The organism is Shewanella sedimentimangrovi, from assembly GCF_017354965.1.
In the GTDB taxonomy this organism is placed as follows: domain Bacteria; phylum Pseudomonadota; class Gammaproteobacteria; order Enterobacterales; family Shewanellaceae; genus Shewanella; species Shewanella cyperi.
On sequence record NZ_CP071502.1, the window covers coordinates 3810445 to 3831727 of the forward strand.

7 protein-coding genes and 4 tRNA genes are annotated in these 21283 nt (G+C 57.1%); 7 read left to right on the forward strand and 4 right to left on the reverse strand.

Features of this window, described 5'->3' with window-relative positions; all coding sequences use genetic code 11:
• Positions 1 to 156: 156 nt before the first annotated feature.
• The 7 genes from JYB85_RS17000 (at position 157) to JYB85_RS17030 (ending at position 20652) form a co-directional block, all read left to right on the forward strand.
• Entirely contained in the window at positions 157 to 12324 is a 12168-nt protein-coding gene (locus JYB85_RS17000; protein WP_207380228.1) for a retention module-containing protein, read from the forward strand.
• A gap of 91 nt (positions 12325 to 12415) precedes the next feature.
• The gene (locus JYB85_RS17005; RefSeq protein WP_207380229.1) at positions 12416 to 14593 is read left to right on the forward strand and encodes a type I secretion system permease/ATPase; all 2178 of its coding nucleotides are present in this window, start codon (positions 12416 to 12418) and stop codon (positions 14591 to 14593) included.
• Complete coding sequence (locus JYB85_RS17010) at positions 14590 to 15972, forward strand: HlyD family type I secretion periplasmic adaptor subunit (protein WP_207380230.1); 1383 nt, start codon at positions 14590 to 14592, stop codon at positions 15970 to 15972. The genes JYB85_RS17005 and JYB85_RS17010 overlap by 4 nt, the downstream gene beginning before the upstream one ends.
• Before the next feature lie 40 nt (positions 15973 to 16012).
• Positions 16013 to 17389, forward strand: a complete 1377-nt coding sequence (locus JYB85_RS17015; protein ID WP_407695901.1) for a TolC family outer membrane protein — start codon at positions 16013 to 16015, stop codon at positions 17387 to 17389.
• Positions 17389 to 17994, forward strand: a complete 606-nt coding sequence (locus JYB85_RS17020; protein WP_207380232.1) for an OmpA family protein — start codon at positions 17389 to 17391, stop codon at positions 17992 to 17994. The genes JYB85_RS17015 and JYB85_RS17020 overlap by 1 nt, the downstream gene beginning before the upstream one ends.
• Before the next feature lie 19 nt (positions 17995 to 18013).
• Entirely contained in the window at positions 18014 to 18721 is a 708-nt protein-coding gene (locus tag JYB85_RS17025; protein ID WP_207380233.1) for a transglutaminase-like cysteine peptidase, read from the forward strand.
• Between the two features lie 8 nt (positions 18722 to 18729).
• Positions 18730 to 20652, forward strand: a complete 1923-nt coding sequence (locus JYB85_RS17030; RefSeq protein WP_207380234.1) for a bifunctional diguanylate cyclase/phosphodiesterase — start codon at positions 18730 to 18732, stop codon at positions 20650 to 20652.
• Between the two features lie 166 nt (positions 20653 to 20818).
• On the opposite strand, the gene JYB85_RS17035 is transcribed toward JYB85_RS17030, so the two are convergent.
• The 4 genes from JYB85_RS17035 to JYB85_RS17050 form a co-directional block, all read right to left on the reverse strand.
• Positions 20819 to 20895, reverse strand: a tRNA-Pro gene (locus JYB85_RS17035).
• A 33-nt stretch (positions 20896 to 20928) separates the two neighbouring features.
• Positions 20929 to 21005, reverse strand: a tRNA-Pro gene (locus JYB85_RS17040).
• 20 nt (positions 21006 to 21025) lie between these two features.
• Positions 21026 to 21101: transfer RNA gene (locus tag JYB85_RS17045), tRNA-His, on the reverse strand.
• 35 nt (positions 21102 to 21136) lie between these two features.
• Positions 21137 to 21213: transfer RNA gene (locus JYB85_RS17050), tRNA-Arg, on the reverse strand.
• Positions 21214 to 21283: the final 70 nt, after the last annotated feature.

A 21283-nucleotide genomic window follows, 5' to 3' on the forward strand; every position in this document is an offset into this window, starting at 1 on the left:
TAACGTTGCAAAAACCCGCCACCCGTCAAATAATTGACTTAACTAGATAACTCAATTAACATTCGCTCTCATAAGTTTCACAAACACTATATTTGCAACATTTGCAGTACATAAAGTTGCTTTCGAATACGGACGTTTTTGCTGCAGGGGCTGGCTATGAAATCATTGATCACATCACAAAACAGTCAGGTAAAGAGCCTGGATGGAAAAGTATATATAGTCAGCAATGGCCTCGAGCAAGAACTCAGGCTTGGGGATGCATTGCCGCAAGGTAGTGAAATCCTGTTGGCAGACAATGCCAACCTGGAGCTGCAATTACAGGACGGCTCCAGCTTTAATAGCGGTGAGTTTTCCGCTCCCAATGAATCCGTATCCGATGCAGAAATTCAACAGCTGCAGGACTTAATTGCTGCCGGTGACGATCCGACCGCCGATCTGCCGGCCACTGCCGCCGGTGGTGCACCAGGAAATGAGGGTGATTCAGGCTTTGTATCTTTGGTACGCGATGGCGCAGAAGCCCTGGCCGGCGCCGGCTACGACAGTCAAACCATACTGTTCAGCACTGGCGCTGCAGTAAATGGCGGCAGCGAAGGCTTCAACCTGGTTGCCATAGCCAATAATGATGTGCAGCAGATTGCCGAAGACACTACTGCCACTGGCAATGTGCTCGACAATGACAGTGACAACCTGGGCCAAACTGAAGTCACCAGCTTTATAATTGACGGCGTGGAGTATGGCGCAGGTACCAGCATCACTCTCACTTCAGGCACATTCACACTCAATGCCGACGGTTCTTACATCTTTACGCCAGCCGGTAACTGGAACGGCGAAGTGCCAGTGATCAGTTACAGCACCAACGTAGGCACCACCGCCACCCTGACCATAGTGGTCACCCCGGTGGACGATGCCACCAACGCGGTCAATGATTTCAACACCGTAGCCGAAGACACGGTGGCCAGCGGCAACGTGCTCGACAACGACAGCGACGTCGATGACGACCTGACCGTGGTCAGCTTCGAAGTGAATGGCAACAGCTACAGCGCCGGTGACAGCGTCGAGCTCGATGGCGGCACCCTGGTGCTGAACGCCGACGGCAGCTACAGTTTCACCCCGAACGACAACTGGAACGGCAACGTGCCGGTGGTGACCTACACCACCAACACCGGTGCCACCGCCACCCTGACCATAGTGGTCACCCCGGTGGATGACGCCACCAACGCGGTCAATGATTTCAACACCGTAGCCGAAGACACGGTGGCCAGCGGCAACGTGCTCGACAACGACAGCGACGTCGATGACGAACTGTCTGTGGTCAGCTTCACCATCGCCGGTGATGAGACCGTCTACAGCGCCGGTGACAGCGTCGAACTCGATGGCGGCACCCTGGTGCTGAACGCCGACGGCTCTTACAGCTTCACTCCCAACGCAGACTGGAACGGCAACGTGCCGGTGGTGACCTACACCACCAACACCGGTGCCACCGCTACCCTGACCATAGTGGTCACCCCGGTGGATGACGCCACCAACGCGGTCAATGATTTCAACACCGTAGCCGAAGACACGGTGGCCAGCGGCAACGTGCTCGACAACGACAGCGACGTCGATGACGAACTGTCTGTGGTCAGCTTCACCATCGCCGGTGATGAGACCGTCTACAGCGCCGGTGACAGCGTCGAACTCGATGGCGGCACCCTGGTGCTGAACGCCGACGGCTCTTACAGCTTCACTCCCAACGCAGACTGGAACGGCAACGTGCCGGTGGTGACCTACACCACCAACACCGGTGCCACCGCTACCCTGACCATAGTGGTCACCCCGGTGGACGATGCCACCAACGCGGTCAATGATTTCAACACCGCGGCTGAAGACACGGTGGCCAGCGGCAACGTGCTCGACAACGACAGCGACGTCGATGACGACCTGACCGTGGTTAGCTTCGAAGTGAATGGCAACAGCTACAGCGCCGGTGACAGCGTCGAGCTCGATGGCGGCACCCTGGTGCTCAATGCCGACGGCTCTTACAGCTTCACCCCCAACGACAACTGGAACGGCAACGTGCCGGTGGTGACCTACACCACCAACACCGGTGCCACCGCCACCCTGACCATAGTGGTCACCCCGGTGGATGACGCCACCAACGCGGTCAATGACTTCAACACCGTAGCCGAAGACACGGTGGCCAGCGGCAACGTGCTCGACAACGACAGCGACGTCGATGACGAACTGTCTGTGGTCAGCTTCGAAGTGAACGGCAACAGCTACAGCGCCGGTGACAGCGTCGAGCTCGACGGCGGCACCCTGGTGCTGAACGCCGACGGCAGCTACAGCTTCACCCCCAACGCAGACTGGAACGGCAACGTGCCGGTGGTGACCTACACCACCAACACCGGTGCCACCGCCACCCTGACGATCGTCGTGACTCCGGTGGACGATGCCACCAACGCGGTCAATGATTTCAACACCGTAGCCGAAGACACGGTGGCCAGCGGCAACGTGCTCGACAACGACAGCGACGTGGATGACGAACTGTCTGTGGTCAGCTTCGAAGTGAATGGCAACAGCTACAGCGCCGGTGACAGCGTCGAGCTCGATGGCGGCACCCTGGTACTGAACGCCGACGGCTCTTACAGCTTCACCCCCAACGACAACTGGAACGGCAACGTGCCGGTGGTGACCTACACCACCAACACCGGTGCCACCGCCACCCTGACCATAGTGGTCACCCCGGTGGACGATGCCACCAATGCGGTCAATGACTTCAACACCGTGGCTGAAGACACGGTGGCCAGCGGCAATGTGCTCGACAACGACAGCGACATCGACAGCGAGCTGTCGGTGGTCAGCTTCGAAGTGAACGGCAACAGCTACAGCGCCGGTGACAGCGTCGAGCTCGACGGCGGCACCCTGGTGCTCAATGCCGACGGCTCTTACAGCTTCACTCCCAACGCAGACTGGAACGGCAACGTGCCGGTGGTGACCTACACCACCAACACCGGTGCCACCGCCACCCTGACGATAGTGGTCACCCCGGTGGACGATGCCACCAATGCGGTCAATGATTTCAACACCGTGGCTGAAGACACGGTGGCCAGCGGCAACGTGCTCGACAACGACAGCGACGTGGATGACGAACTGTCTGTGGTCAGCTTCGAAGTGAACGGCAACAGCTACAGCGCCGGTGACAGCGTCGAGCTCGATGGCGGCACCCTGGTGCTGAACGCCGACGGCAGCTACAGCTTCACCCCCAACGCAGACTGGAACGGCAATGTGCCGGTGGTGACCTACACCACCAACACCGGTGCCACCGCCACCCTGACCATAGTGGTCACCCCGGTGGATGACGCCACCAACGCGGTCAATGACTTCAACACCGTAGCCGAAGACACGGTGGCCAGCGGCAACGTGCTCGACAACGACAGCGACGTCGATGACGAACTGTCTGTGGTCAGCTTCGAAGTGAACGGCAACAGCTACAGCGCCGGTGACAGCGTCGAGCTCGACGGCGGCACCCTGGTGCTGAACGCCGACGGCAGCTACAGCTTCACCCCCAACGCAGACTGGAACGGCAACGTGCCGGTGGTGACCTACACCACCAACACCGGTGCCACCGCCACCCTGACGATCGTCGTGACTCCGGTGGACGATGCCACCAACGCGGTCAATGATTTCAACACCGTAGCCGAAGACACGGTGGCCAGCGGCAACGTGCTCGACAACGACAGCGACGTGGATGACGAACTGTCTGTGGTCAGCTTCGAAGTGAATGGCAACAGCTACAGCGCCGGTGACAGCGTCGAGCTCGATGGCGGCACCCTGGTACTGAACGCCGACGGCTCTTACAGCTTCACCCCCAACGACAACTGGAACGGCAACGTGCCGGTGGTGACCTACACCACCAACACCGGTGCCACCGCCACCCTGACCATAGTGGTCACCCCGGTGGACGATGCCACCAATGCGGTCAATGACTTCAACACCGTGGCTGAAGACACGGTGGCCAGCGGCAACGTGCTCGACAACGACAGCGACGTGGATGACGAACTGTCTGTGGTCAGCTTCACCATCGCCGGTGATGAGACCGTCTACAGCGCCGGTGACAGCGTCGAACTCGATGGCGGCACCCTGGTGCTGAACGCCGACGGCTCTTACAGCTTCACTCCCAACGCAGACTGGAACGGCAACGTGCCGGTGGTGACCTACACCACCAACACCGGTGCCACCGCTACCCTGACCATAGTGGTCACCCCGGTGGATGACGCCACCAACGCGGTCAATGATTTCAACACCGTAGCCGAAGACACGGTGGCCAGCGGCAACGTGCTCGACAACGACAGCGACGTCGATGACGAACTGTCTGTGGTCAGCTTCACCATCGCCGGTGATGAGACCGTCTACAGCGCCGGTGACAGCGTCGAACTCGATGGCGGCACCCTGGTGCTGAACGCCGACGGCTCTTACAGCTTCACTCCCAACGCAGACTGGAACGGCAACGTGCCGGTGGTGACCTACACCACCAACACCGGTGCCACCGCTACCCTGACCATAGTGGTCACCCCGGTGGACGATGCCACCAACGCGGTCAATGATTTCAACACCGTGGCTGAAGACACGGTGGCCAGCGGCAACGTGCTCGACAACGACAGCGACGTGGATGACGAACTGTCTGTGGTCAGCTTCGAAGTGAATGGCAACAGCTACAGCGCCGGTGACAGCGTCGAGCTCGATGGCGGCACCCTGGTACTGAACGCCGACGGCTCTTACAGCTTCACCCCCAACGACAACTGGAACGGCAACGTGCCGGTGGTGACCTACACCACCAACACCGGTGCCACCGCCACCCTGACCATAGTGGTCACCCCGGTGGATGACGCCACCAACGCGGTCAATGACTTCAACACCGTGGCTGAAGACACGGTGGCCAGCGGCAACGTGCTCGACAACGACAGCGACGTCGATGACGAACTGTCTGTGGTCAGCTTCGAAGTGAACGGCAACAGCTACAGCGCCGGTGACAGCGTCGAGCTCGACGGCGGCACCCTGGTGCTGAACGCCGACGGCAGCTACAGCTTCACCCCCAACGCAGACTGGAACGGCAATGTGCCGGTGGTGACCTACACCACCAACACCGGTGCCACCGCCACCCTGACCATAGTGGTCACCCCGGTGGATGACGCCACCAACGCGGTCAATGACTTCAACACCGTAGCCGAAGACACGGTGGCCAGCGGCAACGTGCTCGACAACGACAGCGACGTCGATGACGAACTGTCTGTGGTCAGCTTCGAAGTGAACGGCAACAGCTACAGCGCCGGTGACAGCGTCGAGCTCGACGGCGGCACCCTGGTGCTGAACGCCGACGGCAGCTACAGCTTCACCCCCAACGCAGACTGGAACGGCAACGTGCCGGTGGTGACCTACACCACCAACACCGGTGCCACCGCCACCCTGACGATCGTCGTGACTCCGGTGGACGATGCCACCAACGCGGTCAATGATTTCAACACCGTAGCCGAAGACACGGTGGCCAGCGGCAACGTGCTCGACAACGACAGCGACGTGGATGACGAACTGTCTGTGGTCAGCTTCGAAGTGAATGGCAACAGCTACAGCGCCGGTGACAGCGTCGAGCTCGATGGCGGCACCCTGGTACTGAACGCCGACGGCTCTTACAGCTTCACCCCCAACGACAACTGGAACGGCAACGTGCCGGTGGTGACCTACACCACCAACACCGGTGCCACCGCCACCCTGACCATAGTGGTCACCCCGGTGGACGATGCCACCAATGCGGTCAATGACTTCAACACCGTGGCTGAAGACACGGTGGCCAGCGGCAACGTGCTCGACAACGACAGCGACGTGGATGACGAACTGTCTGTGGTCAGCTTCACCATCGCCGGTGATGAGACCGTCTACAGCGCCGGTGACAGCGTCGAACTCGATGGCGGCACCCTGGTGCTGAACGCCGACGGCTCTTACAGCTTCACTCCCAACGCAGACTGGAACGGCAACGTGCCGGTGGTGACCTACACCACCAACACCGGTGCCACCGCTACCCTGACCATAGTGGTCACCCCGGTGGATGACGCCACCAACGCGGTCAATGATTTCAACACCGTAGCCGAAGACACGGTGGCCAGCGGCAACGTGCTCGACAACGACAGCGACGTCGATGACGAACTGTCTGTGGTCAGCTTCACCATCGCCGGTGATGAGACCGTCTACAGCGCCGGTGACAGCGTCGAACTCGATGGCGGCACCCTGGTGCTGAACGCCGACGGCTCTTACAGCTTCACTCCCAACGCAGACTGGAACGGCAACGTGCCGGTGGTGACCTACACCACCAACACCGGTGCCACCGCTACCCTGACCATAGTGGTCACCCCGGTGGACGATGCCACCAACGCGGTCAATGATTTCAACACCGTGGCTGAAGACACGGTGGCCAGCGGCAACGTGCTCGACAACGACAGCGACGTGGATGACGAACTGTCTGTGGTCAGCTTCGAAGTGAATGGCAACAGCTACAGCGCCGGTGACAGCGTCGAGCTCGATGGCGGCACCCTGGTACTGAACGCCGACGGCTCTTACAGCTTCACCCCCAACGACAACTGGAACGGCAACGTGCCGGTGGTGACCTACACCACCAACACCGGTGCCACCGCCACCCTGACCATAGTGGTCACCCCGGTGGACGATGCCACCAATGCGGTCAATGATTTCAACACCGTGGCTGAAGACACGGTGGCCAGCGGCAACGTGCTCGACAACGACAGCGACGTGGATGACGAACTGTCTGTGGTCAGCTTCGAAGTGAACGGCAACAGCTACAGCGCCGGTGACAGCGTCGAGCTCGATGGCGGCACCCTGGTGCTGAACGCCGACGGCAGCTACAGCTTCACCCCCAACGCAGACTGGAACGGCAACGTGCCGGTGGTGACCTACACCACCAACACCGGTGCCACCGCCACCCTGACGATCGTTGTCACGCCGGTGGACGATGCCACCAATGCGGTCAATGACTTCAACACCGTGGCTGAAGACACGGTTGCCAGCGGCAACGTGCTCGACAACGACAGCGACGTCGATGACGACCTGACCGTGGTTAGCTTCGAAGTGAATGGCAACAGCTACAGCGCCGGTGACAGCGTCGAGCTCGATGGCGGCACCCTGGTACTGAACGCCGACGGCTCTTACAGCTTCACCCCCAACGACAACTGGAACGGCAACGTGCCGGTGGTGACCTACACCACCAACACCGGTGCCACCGCCACCCTGACCATAGTGGTCACCCCGGTGGACGATGCCACCAATGCGGTCAATGATTTCAACACCGTGGCTGAAGACACGGTGGCCAGCGGCAACGTGCTCGACAACGACAGCGACGTGGATGACGAACTGTCTGTGGTCAGCTTCGAAGTGAACGGCAACAGCTACAGCGCCGGTGACAGCGTCGAGCTCGATGGCGGCACCCTGGTGCTGAACGCCGACGGCAGCTACAGCTTCACCCCCAACGCAGACTGGAACGGCAATGTGCCGGTGGTGACCTACACCACCAACACCGGTGCCACCGCCACCCTGACCATAGTGGTCACCCCGGTGGATGACGCCACCAACGCGGTCAATGACTTCAACACCGTGGCTGAAGACACGGTTGCCAGCGGCAACGTGCTCGACAACGACAGCGACGTCGATGACGACCTGACCGTGGTTAGCTTCGAAGTGAATGGCAACAGCTACAGCGCCAGTGACAGCGTCGAGCTCGATGGCGGCACCCTGGTGCTCAATGCCGACGGCTCTTACAGCTTCACTCCCAACGCAGACTGGAACGGCAACGTGCCGGTGGTGACCTACACCACCAACACCGGTGCCACCGCTACCCTGACCATAGTGGTCACCCCGGTGGACGATGCCACCAACGCGGTCAATGATTTCAACACCGTGGCTGAAGACACGGTGGCCAGCGGCAACGTGCTCGACAACGACAGCGACGTGGATGACGAACTGTCTGTGGTCAGCTTCGAAGTGAACGGCAACAGCTACAGCGCCGGTGACAGCGTCGAGCTCGATGGCGGCACCCTGGTGCTGAACGCCGACGGCAGCTACAGCTTCACCCCCAACGCAGACTGGAACGGCAATGTGCCGGTGGTGACCTACACCACCAACACCGGTGCCACCGCCACCCTGACCATAGTGGTCACCCCGGTGGATGACGCCACCAACGCGGTCAATGACTTCAACACCGTAGCCGAAGACACGGTGGCCAGCGGCAATGTGCTCGACAACGACAGCGACATCGACAGCGAGCTGTCGGTGGTCAGCTTCGAAGTGAACGGCAACAGCTACAGCGCCGGTGACAGCGTCGAGCTCGACGGCGGCACCCTGGTGCTCAATGCCGACGGCTCTTACAGCTTCACTCCCAACGCAGACTGGAACGGCAACGTGCCGGTGGTGACCTACACCACCAACACCGGTGCCACCGCCACCCTGACGATAGTGGTCACCCCGGTGGACGATGCCACCAATGCGGTCAATGATTTCAACACCGTGGCTGAAGACACGGTGGCCAGCGGCAACGTGCTCGACAACGACAGCGACGTGGATGACGAACTGTCTGTGGTCAGCTTCGAAGTGAACGGCAACAGCTACAGCGCCGGTGACAGCGTCGAGCTCGATGGCGGCACCCTGGTGCTGAACGCCGACGGCAGCTACAGCTTCACCCCCAACGCAGACTGGAACGGCAATGTGCCGGTGGTGACCTACACCACCAACACCGGTGCCACCGCCACCCTGACCATAGTGGTCACCCCGGTGGATGACGCCACCAACGCGGTCAATGACTTCAACACCGTGGCTGAAGACACGGTTGCCAGCGGCAACGTGCTCGACAACGACAGCGACGTCGATGACGACCTGACCGTGGTTAGCTTCGAAGTGAATGGCAACAGCTACAGCGCCGGTGACAGCGTCGAGCTCGATGGCGGCACCCTGGTGCTCAATGCCGACGGCTCTTACAGCTTCACTCCCAACGCAGACTGGAACGGCAACGTGCCGGTGGTGACCTACACCACCAACACCGGTGCCACCGCCACCCTGACGATCGTCGTGACGCCGGTGGATGACGCCACCAACGCGGTCAATGACTTCAACACCGTAGCCGAAGACACGGTGGCCAGCGGCAATGTGCTCGACAACGACAGCGACATCGACAGCGAGCTGTCGGTGGTCAGCTTCGAAGTGAACGGCAACAGCTACAGCGCCGGTGACAGCGTCGAGCTCGACGGCGGCACCCTGGTGCTCAATGCCGACGGCTCTTACAGCTTCACTCCCAACGCAGACTGGAACGGCAACGTGCCGGTGGTGACCTACACCACCAACACCGGTGCCACCGCTACCCTGACCATCGTGGTCACCCCGGTGGACGATGCCACCAACGCGGTCAATGATTTCAACACCGTAGCCGAAGACACGGTGGCCAGCGGCAACGTGCTCGACAACGACAGCGACGTCGATGACGACCTGACCGTGGTCAGCTTCGAAGTGAACGGCAACAGCTACAGCGCCGGTGACAGCGTCGAGCTCGATGGCGGCACCCTGGTGCTCAATGCCGACGGCTCTTACAGCTTCACTCCCAACGCAGACTGGAACGGCAACGTGCCGGTGGTGACCTACACCACCAACACCGGTGCCACCGCCACCCTGACGATCGTCGTGACGCCGGTGGATGACGCCACCAACGCGGTCAATGACTTCAACACCGTAGCCGAAGACACGGTGGCCAGCGGCAATGTGCTCGACAACGACAGCGACATCGACAGCGAGCTGTCGGTGGTCAGCTTCGAAGTGAACGGCAACAGCTACAGCGCCGGTGACAGCGTCGAGCTCGACGGCGGCACCCTGGTGCTCAATGCCGACGGCTCTTACAGCTTCACTCCCAACGCAGACTGGAACGGCAACGTGCCGGTGGTGACCTACACCACCAACACCGGTGCCACCGCTACCCTGACCATCGTGGTCACCCCGGTGGACGATGCCACCAACGCGGTCAATGATTTCAACACCGTAGCCGAAGACACGGTGGCCAGCGGCAACGTGCTCGACAACGACAGCGACGTCGATGACGAACTGTCTGTGGTCAGCTTCGAAGTGAACGGCAACAGCTACAGCGCCGGTGACAGCGTCGAGCTCGATGGCGGCACCCTGGTGCTCAATGCCGACGGTTCTTACAGCTTCACCCCCAACGACAACTGGAACGGCAACGTGCCGGTGGTGACCTACACCACCAACACCGGTGCCACCGCTACCCTGACCATAGTGGTCACCCCTGACAATGATGAGCCAGTGGCACTGGCAAACAGCTATTCGGTTGATGAAGGTGATTCGGTTTCAGGCAATATCATCACAGATGACACAGGCACAGGCGTTGACAGCGACCCAGAGGGTGACGAACTCAACATTACCCATATCAATGGAGAACAGATCAACTTCGTCAATGGTGTAGCAACGGTAGCCATTTCAGGTGGCACACTGACCATTAATCAAGATGGCAGTTTTAGCTACAGCCATGACGGCAGTGAACCCGCCCCCATTAGCTTTACCTACACAGTTGCCGATGGTAATGGCGGTACAGATACGGCCACAGTTTCAATCACTGTCAATCCGGTAGACGATATCGCGATTGCCAATGACGACAGTTTCTCGGTAATGGAGGATCAAACCTCTGATGCCCTGGACCTGTTGGGGAACGATATTGGTGAAGGGTTAACCATCAAGTCCATCAATGGAGTCCTGCTGACGGGCGGGGAACAATCCATTGCGGTCGATCACGGCACCATATTCATCAATGCTGAGGGCGAAATCACCTTCACCCCAACTGCGAATTACAGCGGCCCAGTAACCTTTGATTACGTTATCGAAGATCTCGATGGCGGCGAAGCTACTGCTACCGTCACAGGCACAGTGATCCCAGTTGCGGATATAGCCGGACAAGAGTTTGGCGTCACATTGGGCGATGTCACTGAAGTACTGATCAACTTTGATTCAGGCTATACCACCTACAATGGTACCGGTTCGCATAGCAACGACATTGTCAAAATCGTTTATGAGGACGGCACCACAATTACCACCAGGGAAGGTGAATCCCTGAGTGTCAGCAACGGACAAGGTATTGGTGTTGGCCGCGGTGGTGATTTCCGGATAGATGGCGATGATTACATGAACATCGATTTGCCAAGCTATCTGACAGACATAGCTCTGACCTTCAAGAATGCTTCAGGTCAAACTATCACCTTTACCATGCACAATATTGATGGCACCACGACAGTGCAGAGCTACACCTTCTCTGGTAATCAAAACAGCCAGGAAACCATGGTGCTGCACAGTGAAGTGGCCTTCAATTCATTCAGCTTTGAATTGTCTGGCAGTTCAAATGGGGGCAACGGCTCCACACTGCTGAGCATGACCACTTCTGGGGTTACCCAGTCGGCTTACGTGTACCCCATCACTGCATCCTATGAATTTACGGATCTGGACGGCAGCGAGAGCATTCAAAGCATCACTTTGTCAGGCTTCCCCGCCGGCGCCAAGATTTATTCAGCGCAAGATGCCAGCCTGGAAATCCATGATAATGGTGATGGCACCTGGACCATTGACAGCAGTGTCTTTACCGATAATGGTGGCATATTCACCTTTGACGATTGGGTTGTACAGACCCAATCACCACTGGAAAATGGCTTCAGCCCAAGACTGGAAATCGTTATCCAGGACGGAACCGACACCTCCATATCAATTCGTGGTGGCTCGGCCAGCTCGGATCTGATCGGTGGCGACGGCAACGATTACCTGGATGGTGAGTCAGGTGATGACATGTTAATTGGCGGTCAAGGTGACGACACCCTGATAGGCGGTCTTGGTGCAGACACCTTCGTTTGGCAAGCCGGTGATACGGGTACCGATCATATCGTCGACTTCGACATCAGCCAGGACAAGCTGGATCTGAGCGATCTGCTCCAGGGCGAAGATCAATACAGCCTGGAAGGCTTCCTCAGCTTCACCATAGAAAATGGTTCCACCACAATAGAGATTGATGCAGACAAGGATGGTCAGGTCGATCAACGCATCGTTCTCGATGGTGTGGACCTGGCGGCAGAATATGGTGTTGAGGCAACAAACGAGACAGGTATCATTAATGGTTTGCTCGGTGACGGCAATGGCCCACTCATCATAGATACCACCTCTGATAGCCCCGGTATTCAGTCTGTGAGTAGCGGTTCTTCAACGCTGGATGAACAAAGCCATAACTTCAGCGGTCACTACATACCTTAACAAGTGAATCCCAGGGTGAGCGGTAGCAATATCGCTCACCTTGGTTGATACTTAGCGTAACGCATTAAAAATACAAAGGTAACAACCCAAGGTGTCTCTCACTGCCTCTGAAAAGCAGGAGCAATGGACTATCTCTGCCTCCACTCGGGTCACAGTTGATCCCTTACTCGATAGTCTCGTACTCCTGACTGAATATTTTGGAAGCCCCTGTTCCAGCGACTCGCTGGCGGCCGGCTTGCCCATCAGCGGCGCCCTGTTGACGCCTGACTTACTCCCCCAGGCCGCAGCCAGGGCGGGCTTGACTGCGCGTCTGACCCGCAAGGGGCTGGATCAGGTGTCAGCCATCATGCTGCCCTGCATCCTGCTGCTGAAAGACAAAAAAGCCTGTTTGCTGCGCAAATTGGATCATGAAAATGACACTGCCGTGATTCAGCTTCCTGAAACCGGTGGCGAAGAAAGCCTGTCCATTGAGGCATTGGAAGCCCTGTATGTGGGCTACCTGTTTCTGGTCAAGCAGCAGTACCGTGGTGACATGGGATTCGACGTCTATCGTCATGACACCCGGCATCACTGGTTATGGCAAACACTCAAGGATGCAGCGCCCATCTATCGTGACGTACTGATCGCCTCGATTTTGGTCAACCTGTTTGCTTTAGTGTCGCCGCTGTTCATCATGAACGTGTATGACAAGGTTGTGCCTAACCTGGCTTTCGAATCCCTCTGGGTGCTGGCGATAGGGGCTGCCATAGCCTATATCTTTGACTTGATCATGCGGCAATTGAGGAGCTACCTGATTGATGTGGCTGGCAAAAAGGTCGACATCATAGTGTCATCCAGACTGTTTGCCAAAGCCATTGGGATACCGCTGGCCAATCGCTCTCCCAGTGTCGGTGGCATGGCCAAGCAGCTGGGCGAATTCGACAGCATAAGAGACATTCTTACTTCGGCCACCATCACCACCCTGGTGGACCTGCCCTTTGCGCTGTTTTTCCTGTTAATCATTTACATTGTAGCGGGTGATCTGGCCCTGGTACCTCTGTTTGGCGGCTTGATCATCATAGGCTACACCCTGTATATCCAGCCTAAGCTCAAAGCTGCCATAGAAGAGAGCAACAAATTCTCCAGCCTCAAGCACGGTCATCTGATCGAAAGTCTGGCGGCGCTGGAATCCATCAAGGCCTACGGTGCCGAAGGCTTGGTGCAGAAATCCTGGCAACAGATGATTGGCCATACGGCCACCTGGCAGCTTAAGTCAAAAAAGTTAACCAATGCCGTGGCCAATACCGCCAACTTTATGGTGCAACTGACAGTGGTCAGCGTGGTGATCCTCGGGGTGTACCGGGTCGCCGAGAATGAGATCTCCATGGGCGGCATCATAGCCGCGGTCATGCTCTCCAGCCGCGCCATCTCCCCCATGGCACAACTGGCAAACCTGCTTACCCGCGGTAACCATACCGCCAGCGCCCTGCGTCAACTGGACGGCATCATGACCCAGGAAGATGAATTCGAGAATAAGGGCCATCTGGTGAGCAAGCAAAGACTGCTCGGCAAGATTGAGGCCGACCATGTGGGCTTCAATTACCCCGGTTCGGAAAAACCCGTGTTGCACCCTTGCAGCATCAGCATCCAACCCGGCGAGCGGGTGGCCATCATTGGACGCAACGGCAGTGGCAAAAGTACCCTGGCCAAATTGCTGGTTGGACTGTACCAGCCCACCAAGGGCAGCCTGCGTTACGACGGCCTGGACAGTGCCCAGATCCACCCCAGCGATCTGAGGCGCAATTTCGGCTACCTGCCCCAGGATGTGGTCCTGTTCCACGGCAGCATACGCGACAACATATTGTTCGGTACCCGTCAGGTGTCAGAGCATCAGTTGATACGGGCGGTGCAGTTGTCAGGGGTCAGCCTGTTCACCAACCTCGAGTCAGAGGGGCTCGACCAGCAGGTGGGTGAAGGCGGTCAAGCCCTGTCACGGGGCCAGCGTCAGACCGTGGCTTTGGCACGCGCGACGCTTAACGACCCGCCTATCCTGTTGATGGATGAACCAACGGCCAGTCTGGATGCCCGAGCCGAGAAGCAATTTATCCGCGCCATGGAAAACGTCTCCAAGGACAGAACCTTGCTGCTCATCACCCACAAGATGCACCTGCTGAAACTGGTGGATCGCATCATAGTGCTGGAACGCGGCCACGTGTTGGCCGATGGTCCCAAGGCCGAAGTGCTGGAAAAACTCAGCCTGGGTCTGCTCGCCGGGGGGCAAAAGTCATGAGCAAGCATCTGACAACCCAGGATCTGGAGATGGTGGATGACATCTATGGCGCCATGATGGCCGATGCTCCCACCAGCCACCGCCTGACCATCTGGGCTTTGGCAGCCTTTGCCTTCGTCTTTTTGCTGTGGGCCTACTTTGCGGAACTGGACCGGGTCACCACCGGCAGTGGCAAAGTGATCCCCTCGTCACAGGTGCAGGTCATACAGAGTCTCGACGGCGGTATACTGCAGGAACTCTTTGTCCGTGAAGGCAATATGGTCACCAAGGGCCAGCCCCTGGCCCGCATAGACGATACCCGTTTCCGCTCGGACTTTGCCCAGCAGGAACAGGAAGTCTACAGCCTGCAAGCCACTGTTATTCGCCTCAAGGCCGAACTGGACAGCATCCAGGTGTCCGACATGGCCAAGGACTGGCGCGAACAGGTGAGGATCACCAAACATCCACTGACCTTCCCCGGCAATCTGATAGCCGACAAGCCTGAGCTGGTCAGCCGCCAGCAGGCAGATTACAACGGCCGTTTGTCGAACCTGGAAAACCAGCTGGAGATCCTTGCCCGTCAGATCCAGCAGCGACAACAGGAAGCCGAAGATCTGGCCTCCAAGATCACCACCCTGACCACCAGCTTCCAGCTGATCAGCCGTGAGCTGGAGCTGACCAAGCCGCTGGCAGAAAAAGGCATAGTGCCCGAAGTGGAATTGCTCAAGCTGCAAAGAACGGTCAACGATCTGCAGGGGGAACTCAAGTCACTGCGGGTTATGCAGCCCAAGGCCAAGGCCACCTTGGATGAAGCCATACTCAAGCGCCGCGAAGCCGTGTTTGTCTACGCCAGCGATGCCCGCACCCAGCTCAGCGAGCTACAAACCCGCCTGTCACGGATGAATGAAGCCCAGGTCGGAGCCCAGGACAAGGTCAGCAAGGCGGTGATCACCTCTCCGGTCAATGGCACGGTGAAAACCGTCCACATCAACACCCTGGGCGGTGTGGTGCAGCCCGGGGTGGACATTATTGAGATAGTACCGTCGGAAGACAAACTGCTGATTGAAGCCCGCATCAGCCCCAAGGATATTGCCTTCCTGCATCCGGGCCTGCCGGCCGTGGTGAAGGTCACAGCCTACGATTTTACCCGTTATGGTGGTTTAAATGGGACGGTGGAGCACATCAGTGCCGATACGACCCAGGATGAGGAGGGCAATAGCTTCTACCTCATCAGAGTTCGGACCGAAGAGTCCAATTTAGTTAAAGAGGATGGCACACAGATGCCAATTATCCCTGGGATGCTGACTTCGGTCGATGTGATCACAGGGCAAAGATCTATTCTTGAGTACATATTAAATCCAATACTTAGAGCCAGAGAGAACGCGCTCAGGGAGCGCTAGGCACAGTAAACCGGGAGGGTTTCAAATGAACGATAAACTTATGCTGCAGCTCAGGCGCAGTGCCTTGGCACTGGCGGTTGGCGCATTGATGCTGCCGGCCACAGCTTCCAGTCATACCCTGGAGCAGGCCGTTGCCCATACGCTGGATACCCATCCTCAGCTGAGGGTGGCATTCAATCGCTTCAAGGCCAGGGAAGAACAAGTCAACCAGGCCATTGCCGGCTACATGCCGACCATAGACATCACAGGTGGCTATGGCTACGAGAACACCGATAGTCCAGCCACCCGTCGCCGTGGCAAGGATGAGGTCGAGTTGGATCGTGGCGAATTTGGCATCAGCATCAAACAAATGTTGTTCGATGGCTTCTACACCAGCAGCGAAATCGACCGTTTCAGCTTCGAAGCCAGCGCCGATCAGTGGGCCCTTTTCTCTGCCGCTGAAGATATGGCACTGGACGTATCCAAGGTCTATGTCAATTACCTGCGTACCGAACAGGTATTGCAACTGGCTGAAAAGAACCTGAAAACTCACCAGGACATTTACGATCAAATCAAGCAGCGCACCGACTCTGGTCTGGGCTCAATTGCCGACTTGTCTCAAATCACCGGCCGTCTGGCCCGCGCCAACGCCAATCTGATGGCTGCCCGCAATAATTTCTACGACGCCAAGGCCCAATACCTGAGAGTGGTGGAAATGGAGCCGGACGATATGATTGTTCCGGTACCCGATGCCGACATGCTGCCGGCGGATCTCCCCAGCACAGTGACATTGGCTCAGGAAAATCATCCGATACTCAAATCTGCCGCAGCCGACATCAATGCCGCCGAACATGAGCGGTCTTCAGCCCAGGCCAATTACTATCCCAAGGTGACCCTGGAGTTGGACGGCAACTGGAACAACGACCTCGACGGTGAAGATGGCAAGAGCATCATCCCCAGCCAGAACGTTAACGGCTACAGCAACGACCTGCTGGCCATGGTGAGAGTTCGCTACAACCTGTTCGCCGGTGGCAAAGATTTGGCCCGCGAAAAAGAAGCGGCCTACAAGATCAGCGAAGCCAAGGAAATCCGCCAACGCGCCTACCGTGAAGTACTGGAAGGTGCCAATCTGGCCTGGAATGCCTTTGAATTGCTGGCACCGCAGAAACAGTACATACGTGAGCACGTAGTGGCTGCCAAAGACACGCAAGTGGCTTACTCACAGCAATTCAACCTGGGCCAGCGCACCTTGCTCGATCTGCTGGACACAGAAAATGAACTGTTTGAAGCCCGCAAAGATTACCTACAGGCCGAATTTGACGAAATCGTTGCCAAGTACCGGGTGCTCAATGCCACCGGCCGTTTGCTCGACTCTTTGAGGGTCACTCGTCCGGAAACATGGAAAGGTGAGCGCAACTACGAAGGAGGAGTGAACTAATGAAAGCCCTATACTTATTATTGGCAATGTCCATGCTCGGTGCCTGCTCCATGCGCGATACCGTCAATATGGATAACCCAACCAACCAGGTACATGACCTGAACGACATAGATCACGATGGCGTAATTGAAGCCCGGGAACGCTGCGCCGGCACTGTGCTCGGAGCATCCATTGATAACTATGGTTGTGGCAAAATCAAGCCTATCAATGAACGCCGTGAGCTGAAAATTCTGTTCGCCAACGACTCCTTCTACCTGGATCCCCAGTACTATGGTCAGATAGAAGAGCTGGCGGCCTTTATGCGTCAGTATCCCAATACCAAGGTGACCATTGAGGGACACTGCAGCCGTACCGGCACCCATGAGCATAACCAGGAGCTGTCGCAAAACCGCGCCAATGCCGTGACCGCTGTGCTGTCACAGCAGTTTGGCATCGCCGCCGAGCGCCTGACCGCAATCGGTTACAGCTTTGATCGCCCCGTGGACCCATCGGACACCCCGCTGGCCCACACCCGCAATCGCCGGGTAATTGCTGAGCTGACGGGTGAAGATACTGCTGCCGATATGAAGTGGACAATATATACTGTTGACGAACAAGTGAAATAACGTCCACTAAGCACAGAAGATGGCAGGCAGGCTACACACACAAAGTATTTTAAAGAGGGTCTGCCAACTGAGCATTGTGGCGTCGACTCTGCTTGGTAGCTGCCTGTTTGCCAGCTCTGTGTCTCAACTTGATGAAGCCCAAGTTGTCAGCACGCTCGAATCCCGCTATGGCGAGCGTGCCGGCATGCGTGCCAGAGCCTGGTTCAATGTGGTGGCTTCGGCTCAAGGCCTGTCCGAGATGGAACAGCTCGAAAAGATCAATGGCTTCTTCAATCTGTTCCGCTTCGTCGATGACATCAAGCTTTGGGGTGACTCCAACTATTGGGCCACACCAATGGAATTTATCGGTGTCAATGGTGGCGATTGTGAGGACTTCTCCATCGCCAAGTACTTTACCCTGTTGCAGCTTGGTGTACCGGAAGACAAGATGCGCATTACCATGGTCAAGGCGACAACGGTGAACCAGTACCATATGGTGCTGGCCTATTACGAAACGCCTGGTTCGGTCCCCCTGGTACTGGATAACCTGGATCCTGCGATCAAACCGGCCACTGCGCGTAAAGATCTGCTGCCCGTGTACAGCTTCAACGGTAAGCAGCTGTGGTTGAACAAAGAAAAAGGGCGAGGCGTTCTGGCGGGTTCATCGGCCCGACTGGAAAAATGGAACGACCTTACCCACAGACTGGGACTTGACCGTCTGCGTCAACCCCGTATGAGACTGGAGTAGCTACTGACATGACACTGTTTCGACAGCTTTACTCGCTATTATTTGGCCTGTTCCTGCTGGTGATCTGCAGCCTTGGATACGTTCAATTTACTGAAACTAAAAGTTTTTTGACCAAGCAAATGGAATCAGACCTCAACAACGTCAGCAATTCGCTCGGACTGTTGTTGGTGCCGGCACTGGAGTCGGGCGATATGGCCACCGCCGAAACACTGATCAATGTGATCTTTGAAGGCGGCTACTATCAGCAAGTGAAACTGACCTGGTTGGTCGATGGCAAACAGCAGGAATGGAACAACGCCATCCGTATTCAGGATGTGCCGCAATGGTTTATCAAGCTGAACATCTTTGGAGCCATCAAAAAAGAAAGCACCATCACCTCGGGCTGGCTGCAACTGGCACACCTGGAAATCACCGCCCACCCCGGCTTTGGCTACCACGAACTGTGGCGCATTTTAACCAATACCGTGATGGTCTTTTCTGCCCTGTTTCTGATTGCCATCTTCACCGCCAGGTTCGGCCTTGGTTGGATACTTAGACCCCTGCATGAATTGTCTGAGCACGCCAAGAGCGTGGCCAAGCGTCAATTCGGGCCGGAACTGCCGCTGCCAAAAACCGAAGAACTAAAGGAAGTGGTGCTGGCATTCAACAGCATGACGGCGCAACTGAAACAGATTTTCGCTTCTCTCGACGAAGAAGTGACCGCACTGCGTAAAAAGAATCTGGTGGATCATGCCTCCGGTCTGCCCAACCGCCAGTACATGGTCGGCCGCCTGACCAGCTGGCTCAGCGAGCCCAACAGTGGCGCCCTGTTCATGGCACGCTTTGACTGGCTGGAAGAAGTGCACAGCAAATACGGCTACCAGGTACGGGACGAAACCATACGCTTGCTGTCGGAAAAGCTCACAGAGCAACTCAATGAAATTGCGCCCTGCGTTATCGCCCGCATCGCCGCCTTTGAATTTGCTTTCCTGGTCACAGATGTCGAGCGCGAGCAGCTGAGTAAGTACCTGCAAACCCTGATCCGCACCGTCAACCAGGAAATCTCCAAGGCCGGCTGTAAACCCAATGAGCAATTCGCCATAGGTGTGGCCGAACGCATAGGTGCAATGAATGTGTCCGACATCCTGGCCCAGGCCGATAACGCGCTGCAAAAAGCGCTGAAAGATGGCCAGGTGTTCCACTGGTTTGAATCCAATGAACAGCAGCTGTTTACCCGTGAACAATGGCGCGAAAAGCTCTCCAGTGCCATCAATGCCAAGCATTTCAAATTCCGCTGGCAACCCATTCAGCTCCATGACAATGCAGGGGTATTGCAGCGTGAGCTTTACTGTCAACTGGAGCTGGGTGACAAGCTGGTACACGCGGGCCAGTTCATGCCCTATGTGGAGCTGCTGTCCATGGGCGCCACACTCGACCGCTGCCTGATCCAAACGGTACACGATGCCCAGCTGCTGGAGCGCAACCTGGAGCCTGTGGCCATCAACCTGACCCACCAGAGTCTGTCGGATCCCAAGTTCCACGAGTGGCTGAGGCAATTCCTGCGCGCCTCGCCATTGGCGAATCGGATCTGCTTCGACATCCCCGAGTCGGGCATATACAGTTCCGCCGATGCCTGCCAAACCCTGTGTAACATCATCCGCGAAAATGGCGCTCATTTCGGTATTGACCACTTCGGTCGCCAGTTTGGATCCATGTCTTACCTGCAGGATCTCAGACCCAGCTATGTGAAGCTGGACCAATCCTTCGCCTATTACGATGAAAACCAGCACAACAGCGAACTGTGCCGTGCCCTGGTGAACGTCGCCCGAGGATTGGAAATCAAGGTCATAGTCACTGGTATCCAGGAACAGCAGCAGCTGAACCGCTTCCTGCCGCTGAAAACAACCGCTTTCCAGGGCTTTATTGCGCCACCAACGCCGGTGGAACTCTGAATTCGGCCATGGCCGAAATACTGAAAAAGCGCCTCAGGGCGCTTTTTTATTGAGAGAAATTTACTGCTGAACACGCCATTGGCACGCATTCAGCCAATAGTTCAAGACGCAGAAAAAACAGGAATACGGGAACAGATAAGGGAAACTGAAAAAGTGAAGCGGAAAGTGGTCGGTGATAGAGGATTCGAACCTCTGACCCTCTGGTCCCAAACCAGATGCGCTACCGGACTGCGCTAATCACCGAATCTGAATATCTTTGAAATGAGAAGAGAGAAGTGGTCGGTGATAGAGGATTCGAACCTCTGACCCTCTGGTCCCAAACCAGATGCGCTACCGGACTGCGCTAATCACCGACTTAGATCTTCAAAGGAAATGGGGTGACTGATGGGGCTCGAACCCACGACAACCGGAATCACAATCCGGGGCTCTACCAACTGAGCTACAATCACCACTGATTTTTCCTGCTAACCGGGTGTTATCCAACTGGCGCACCCAGAAGGATTCGAACCCTCGGCCTCACCCTCCGGAGGGGTGCGCTCTATCCAACTGAGCTATGGGTGCCCACCTTGTTAGCGCCGCATATAGTAGGAATTATTTGTTCCGCCGTCCAGCGCTTATTTGTATTTTTTCG

Bases quoted from the DNA above. Each gene is read 5' to 3' on its own strand.
- JYB85_RS17000 (WP_207380228.1), top strand. From the start codon at position 157: ATGAAATCATTGATCACATCACAAAACAGTCAGGTAAAGAGCCTGGAT.
- JYB85_RS17010 (WP_207380230.1), top strand. From the start codon at position 14,590: ATGAGCAAGCATCTGACAACCCAGGATCTGGAGATGGTGGATGACATC.
- JYB85_RS17015 (WP_407695901.1), top strand. From the start codon at position 16,013: ATGCTGCAGCTCAGGCGCAGTGCCTTGGCACTGGCGGTTGGCGCATTG.
- JYB85_RS17020 (WP_207380232.1), top strand. From the start codon at position 17,389: ATGAAAGCCCTATACTTATTATTGGCAATGTCCATGCTCGGTGCCTGC.
- JYB85_RS17025 (WP_207380233.1), top strand. From the start codon at position 18,014: ATGGCAGGCAGGCTACACACACAAAGTATTTTAAAGAGGGTCTGCCAA.
- JYB85_RS17030 (WP_207380234.1), top strand. From the start codon at position 18,730: ATGACACTGTTTCGACAGCTTTACTCGCTATTATTTGGCCTGTTCCTG.